This is a genomic window from Microbacterium sp. SS28, assembly GCF_022761035.1.
Classification (GTDB): Bacteria; Actinomycetota; Actinomycetes; order Actinomycetales; family Microbacteriaceae; genus Microbacterium.
Window position 1 is genome coordinate 397113 of the sequence record NZ_JAKWJP010000006.1, and the last position, 6298, is coordinate 403410.

Annotated in this window: 4 protein-coding genes; 3 read left to right on the forward strand and 1 reads right to left on the reverse strand. The window is 69.9% G+C overall.

Annotated features, from left to right (window positions below; all coding sequences use genetic code 11):
- The first annotated feature begins 25 nt into the window (after positions 1 to 25).
- Entirely contained in the window at positions 26 to 1975 is a 1950-nt protein-coding gene (locus tag MJ607_RS18320) for an ABC transporter ATP-binding protein (protein WP_243077049.1), read from the forward strand.
- A 162-nt stretch (positions 1976 to 2137) separates the two neighbouring features.
- On the opposite strand, the gene MJ607_RS18325 is transcribed toward MJ607_RS18320, so the two are convergent.
- Complete coding sequence (locus MJ607_RS18325) at positions 2138 to 4030, reverse strand: phosphoenolpyruvate carboxykinase (GTP) (protein WP_243077050.1); 1893 nt, start codon at positions 4028 to 4030, stop codon at positions 2138 to 2140.
- 121 nt (positions 4031 to 4151) lie between these two features.
- Here MJ607_RS18325 and MJ607_RS18330 point away from each other — a divergent pair, with 121 nt between their 5' ends.
- The gene (locus tag MJ607_RS18330) at positions 4152 to 5588 is read left to right on the forward strand and encodes an XRE family transcriptional regulator (protein ID WP_243077051.1); all 1437 of its coding nucleotides are present in this window, start codon (positions 4152 to 4154) and stop codon (positions 5586 to 5588) included.
- A gap of 401 nt (positions 5589 to 5989) precedes the next feature.
- Positions 5990 to 6298: transposase (locus tag MJ607_RS18335; protein WP_243077052.1), on the forward strand; the 309-nt coding region annotated here is incomplete at its 3' end.

Here is a 6298-nt window from a genome sequence, read left to right on the forward strand (position 1 = left end):
CCGGACGAACGACGGAGAATCCCGCATGTCCACCACGACCTCCCCCGCCCGCGGACGCCGCGGACGCCGCGCCCCCGAAGACGGGCCGCGCGCGAGCCTCAAGCAGCTGCTGCCGTTCCTGCTCGAGCACAAGCGCGTGCTCATCCTGGTCGCGATCCTGAGCATCATCGGCGCCGTCGCGGTGCTCGCGCAGCCGCTGTTCGTCGGAGTGCTCATCCAGCGGGTCGAAGCCGGCGAGCCGCTCGGGATGCTCGTGTGGGGCATCGTCGGGCTCGTCATCGTCGCGTCGCTCATCGGCGGCTACCAGCACTTCCTGCTGCAGCGCACCGGCACGGCCGTCGTGTACTCCTCGCGGCGCAAGCTCATCGGCCGGATCCTGCACCTGCCGATCGGCGAGTTCGACTCGCGGCGCACGGGCGACCTCGTCTCGCGCGTCGGCACCGACACGACACTCCTCTACGCCGTCCTGACGCAGGGCCTCGCGGACGCCGTCGGCAACTCGCTCGTCTTCCTCGGTGCGCTCGTCGCGATGGCGCTCATCGATCCCGTGCTGCTCGGGCTCATCGTCGTCGTCATCGGCGTCTCGATCGCGGTCGTGACGGTGCTCAGCGGCCGCATCCGCGAGGCGACGGCGACCCAGCAGGAGCGCGTCGGCGAGCTCGCGTCGGGCGTCGAGCGCGCCGTCGGCTCCATCCGCACGGTGCGCGCCGCGGGCGCGAGCGACCGTGAAGAGGCAGCCATCGCCGACCTCGCCAAGGACGCCTATCAGCAGGGCGTGCGCATCGCGAAGGTCTCGGCGCTCGTCGTGCCGATCGCGAACATCGCCCTGCAGGTGTCGCTGCTCGTCGTCCTCGGCGTCGGCGGCCTGCGAGTCGCCTCGGGTGCGATCCCGGTCGCGGCCCTCGTGACCTTCGTGATGTTCCTGTTCCTCCTCATCGCGCCGCTCGGCTCGTTCTTCGGCGCGATCACGTCCGTCAACCAGGCGCTCGGCGCGCTCGGCCGCATCCAGGAGGTCATGGACCTCCCGACCGAGACCCAGGACGATCCGCAGGTTGCGGCGCGCGTGCGCGAGCGCACCGACGAGCGGACGGATGCCGCGCCCGGCGCCGCGGCCGCGATCGAGTTCCGCGATGTGCGGTTCCGGTATCCCGAGGCCGTCGTCGCCGCCCGCCGCAAGGCCGAGGACGCGGCACTCGCTGCCCTCGAAGACGCCCACGTCGACAAGTCGGTCGCCGACGATCTGCGCCGCCTCGCCGAGACCGAGGGCGCACCGGCACCGGAAGAGGACACGACGGCCGACGTGCTGCGGGGCGTCTCGTTCACGGTCCCGCGCGGGTCGCGCGTCGCGCTCGTCGGGCCCTCGGGCGCGGGAAAGAGTACGACGCTCGCGCTCATCGAGCGCTTCTACGACCCGACCGACGGCGCCGTCCTGCTCGACGGAGCCGACGTGCGCACGCTCGACCGCGGCGCCCTGCGCGCGCAGCTCGGCTATGTCGAGCAGGACGCTCCGACCCTCGCGGGCACGATCGCCGAGAACCTGCGCCTCGCCTCTCCCGCGGCATCCGACGACGACTGCGAACGCGTGCTGCGCGCCGTCAATCTCGGCGAAGTCCTCGAGCGGTCGCCGCTCGGCATCGAGGCGCCGGTCGGCGAGTCGGGTGTCATGCTCTCCGGCGGAGAGCGTCAGCGGCTCGCGATCGCGCGGGCGCTGCTCGCGGCTCCCCCGATCCTGCTGCTCGACGAGTCGACCTCGTCGCTCGACGGCCTCAACGAGCAGCGCATGCGCGACGCGATCGACGCCGTCGCAACGGGCCGCACGCTCATCGTGATCGCGCACCGCCTGTCGACTGTCGTCGACAGCGACCACATCGTCGTGATGGATCACGGCCGTGTCATCGGCCAGGGCACGCACTCCGAGCTCGTCGAGACGACTCCGCTCTACCGCGACCTCGCGCGGCACCAGCTGCTCGTCTGAGATCGGGCCGCGCGACGCGGTTCCATCTGCTCGCCTGCGGCAAAGTGCGAAACCCACGCACCCGCACGATTCCGCGGGCGAGCCGGCCGGGAGTGCCCCGGCGCGGGACGACGGATGCCTCGCCCTCCGCGAGGGCGGGGGCGAGGCATCCGTCGGCCGTCGTCAGGAGCGCTGGGCGACCTTCAGGCGGTAGCGGAGCGCGGCGAGCTCGGCGTGCAGGGCGGCGGGGACGCGGCCGTCGAACTCGGCGTAGAACTGCTCGGTGAGGTCGGCTTCGTGCTGCCAGAGCTCGGGGTCGACGGCGAAGAGCTCGTCGAGGTCGGCCTGCGGGACCTCGATGCCGTCGAGGTTGAGGTCTTCGGTGCGGGGCAGGCGTCCGATGGGGCTGTCGACGGCCGGCACCTGGCCTTCGATGCGGCGGATGATCCAGTCGATGACACGAGAGTTGTCGCCGAAGCCGGGCCACAGGAACCGGCCGTCGGCGCCCTTGCGGAACCAGTTGACCTGGAAGATGCGCGGGGCGCGGTCGAAGCGCAGCTTCTGCCCGACCTTGAGCCAGTGGCCGAAGTAGTCGGCCATGTTGTAGCCGCAGAACGGGAGCATCGCGAACGGGTCGCGGCGCAGCTCGCCGACCGTGCCCTCCGCGGCGGCGGTCCGCTCGGAGGAGATGTTGGAGCCCATGAACACGCCGTGCGTCCAGTCCGTGGCCTCGACCACGAGCGGGACGTTCGTCGCCCGCCGTCCTCCGAACAGGATCGCGTCCAGCGGAACGCCCTGCGGAGCATCCCAATCGTCCGCGATCTGCGGGCACTGCGCCGCGCCTACCGTGAAGCGGGAGTTCGGGTGCGCCGCGGGCCGACCCATCGCGGGCGTCCACGGGTTGCCCTCCCAGTCGGTCAGGTGTGCCGGCGGCTCGTCGGTCAGGCCCTCCCACCACACGTCGCCGTCCGGGCGGAGCGCGACGTTGGTGAAGATCGTGTTTCCCCACAGCGTCTCGACCGCTGTGACGTTGGTCGACTCGCCGGTGCCGGGTGCGACGCCGAAGAAGCCCGCCTCGGGGTTGATCGCCCACAGGCGGCCGTCCTCACCGGGGCGCAGCCACGCGATGTCGTCACCGAGGGTCTCGACGCGCCATCCCGGGATCGTGGGGCGAAGCATTGCGAGGTTCGTCTTGCCGCACGCTGACGGGAACGCGGCGGCGACGTGGTACGCCTTGCCCTGCGGGTCGATCACGCGGATCAGCAGCATGTGCTCGGCGAGCCAGCCCTCGTTCCGGCCGATCACCGACGCGATCCGCAGCGCGAAGCACTTCTTCGCGAGGATCGCGTTGCCGCCGTACCCCGACCCGAACGACCACACCTCGAGCGTGTCCGGGAAGTGCACGATGTACTTCTCGTCGTTGCACGGCCACGCGACATCCTGCTCACCGGGTGCCAGCGGGGCGCCGACCGTGTGCACCGTCTTCACCCAGTGCGCACCCGCCGCGATCTCGCGCAGCACGTCCGCGCCGACGCGCGTCATGATCCCGATCGAGGCGACGGCGTAGGCACTGTCGGTGATCTGCACGCCGATGTGCGACAGCGGCCCACCGACCGGACCCATCGAGAACGGCACGACGTACATCGTGCGGCCGCGCATCGCACCTTCGAACAGCGGGTTCAGGATGCCGCGGATCTCCGCCGGCGCGATCCAGTTGTTCGTCGGCCCCGCGTCTTCCTCCCGCTCCGACGCGATGAACGTGCGCGCCTCCGTGCGGGCGACATCGCTCGGGTGCGAACGAGCCAGGTACGAGCCCGGACGCCACTCGGGGTTGAGCTTGATCAGCTTGCCCTCATCGACCTGCTGGCGCAGCAGCGCCTCGTTCTCAGCCCGCGATCCGTCCACCCAGTGGACCGCCGCGGGCTGGAGAAGCGCCGCGAGATCGTCGACCCACGCGACGAGCTCCGCCATGCCCTCGCCCGAGATCTGGGGGCGTGCTCCGACCGTCGGGGTCGTGGGGGCGGTGTGAGTGGTGGAACGAGGGGTGGGACGCGTGAAGATTTCGGCGATTGCCATTTCGGAGTCCTCCTCGGACAGTGGTTGTGCTTCGCTGCTCCCTTCCACTGTGCGCCGATGGAACAGAGGTTTCGATGAAATCCGCGTTCAAGAAACGTGATTCTTTCGATATCCTCAAGGAATGCCCCCCACCTCCCTCGAGCTGTCGACCCTGGGTCACCGCATCCGTCACCAGCGCGTCTCGCACGGCTTCACACTCGACGAACTCGGCGAGAAGGTGGGTGTCGCGGGCAGTCAGCTGAGCCTCATCGAGAACGGCAAGCGCGAGCCCAAGCTTTCGCTTCTGCAGGCCATCGCGCAGGTCACGGGGGTCGACGTCGCCGAGCTGCTCTCGACTGAGCCGCCGAACCGTCGCGCCGCCCTCGAGATCGAACTCGAGCGCGCGCAGTCCGGGTCGGTGTTCCGGCAGCTCGGCATCGCGCCCGTCAAGGTCACCAAGACCATGACCGACGACACGATCGAATCGCTCCTCGGTCTGCATCGCGAGCTGCAGCGTCGCGAGCGCGAAGCCATCGCGACGCCGGAGGAGGCCCGCCGCGCCAACACCGACCTGCGCCTGCGCATGCGCGCGCACGACAACTACCTTCCCGAGATCGAGCGGCTCGCCGAGAAACAGCTCAAGTCGGCCGGCCACATCTCGGGCGCGCTCACGCACCGCACCGTGAGCATCATGGCCGAGCGGCTCGGCTTCGAGCTCATCTACGTGAACGACCTGCCGCACTCCGCCCGCTCCGTCACGGATCTCGAGAACGGCCGCATCTACCTGCCGCCCGCGTCGATCCCGGGCGGGCACGGCCTGCGCTCGATGGCGCTGCAGGCGATGGCGCACCGACTGCTCGGGCACAAGCCGCCCACCGACTACGCGCACTTCCTGCAGCAGCGCCTCGAGATCAACTACTACGCCGCGTGCTGCCTCATGCCCGAGAGCGCGTCGGTCGCCTTCCTGCAGCAGGCGAAGAAGGACCGCAACCTCGCCGTTGAGGACTTCCGCGACGCGTTCGGCGTGACGCACGAAGCCGCAGGAATGCGCATGACGAACCTGCTGACGCAGCATCTCGGCATCCCGCTGCATTTCCTGCGCGTGGACGGATCGGGCGCCATCTCGCGCGTGTACGAGAACGACGACCTGCCGGTGCCGATGGATGTCACGGGCTCGGTCGAGGGCCAGATCGTCTGCCGGCGCTTCCTCGCGCGATCGGCCTTCGAGGAGCAGAACCGCACGACCGAGCACTACCAGTACACCGACACCCCGAGCGGGACGTTCTGGTGCTCGACGCAGACGGGCACGACCTCGGCGGGCGAGTTCTCGATCACGGTGGGCGTGCCCTTCGACGACGCGCGGTGGTTCCGCGGACGCGAGACGCAGAAGCGCGACGTCTCGCGCTGCCCCGACGAGTCGTGCTGCCGCCGCGCGACGCCTGAGGTCGCCGAGCGCTGGGGCGGGAAGGCGTGGCCGAGCGCCCGCGTGCACATGCAGATGTTCTCGCCGCTCCCCCGCGGGGCCTTCCCCGGCGTCGACGACAACGAGGTGTACGCCTTCCTCGAGCGGCACGCGTAGCTCCCGGGCGCGCGGGAAGGCACCCCGCCATTTCGGGGTGAGCGGATGCCGCATCCACCCCTCAACCCGACACCAACCCACCCCAGCCCGCCACACCCCGACGCTCCGGGGTGAGCGGATGCCGCATCCACCCCCTCAACCCGACACCAACTCACCCCACCGGCCACACCCGGCCACACCCCGACGCTTCGGGGTGAGCGGATGCCGCATCCACCCCCTCAACCCGACACCAACTCACCCCAGCCCGCCACACCCCGACGCCTCGGGGTGAGCGGATGCCGCGGTTGCGTCCGTCAGAGTGGTGTATCGGTAGCTCGGTGAGCGTGTCGCTGTGAATAGCGACGGTCACCGCGTGATCCTTCGAGGAAACTCCTACATCCCTCTCGAAAGGAACCACGACGATGACCGTCGTACCCAGTATCGATCCTGCTCGCTTCCTTGAAGAGCAGCTGTCTCAGGCGTCGCCGGATCTGCTGCGGCAGATGCTGTCCACGTTCATCAACACGCTGCTCTCGGCGGACGCGGACCAGGTCTGCGGCGCCTCGTATGGCACGGTGTCCGAGGACCGCACGAACCGGCGCAACGGTTACCGGCACCGGGACTTCGATACCCGCGCCGGGACTGTCGATGTTGCGATCCCGAAGCTTCGGCAGGGCTCCTACTTCCCGGAGTGGCTGCTCGAACGCCGTCGCCGCGCGGAGGCCGCGCTG

Bases quoted from the DNA above. Each gene is read 5' to 3' on its own strand.
- MJ607_RS18320 (WP_243077049.1), top strand. From the start codon at position 26: ATGTCCACCACGACCTCCCCCGCCCGCGGACGCCGCGGACGCCGCGCC.
- MJ607_RS18325 (WP_243077050.1), bottom strand. From the start codon at position 4,030: ATGGCAATCGCCGAAATCTTCACGCGTCCCACCCCTCGTTCCACCACT.
- MJ607_RS18330 (WP_243077051.1), top strand. From the start codon at position 4,152: ATGCCCCCCACCTCCCTCGAGCTGTCGACCCTGGGTCACCGCATCCGT.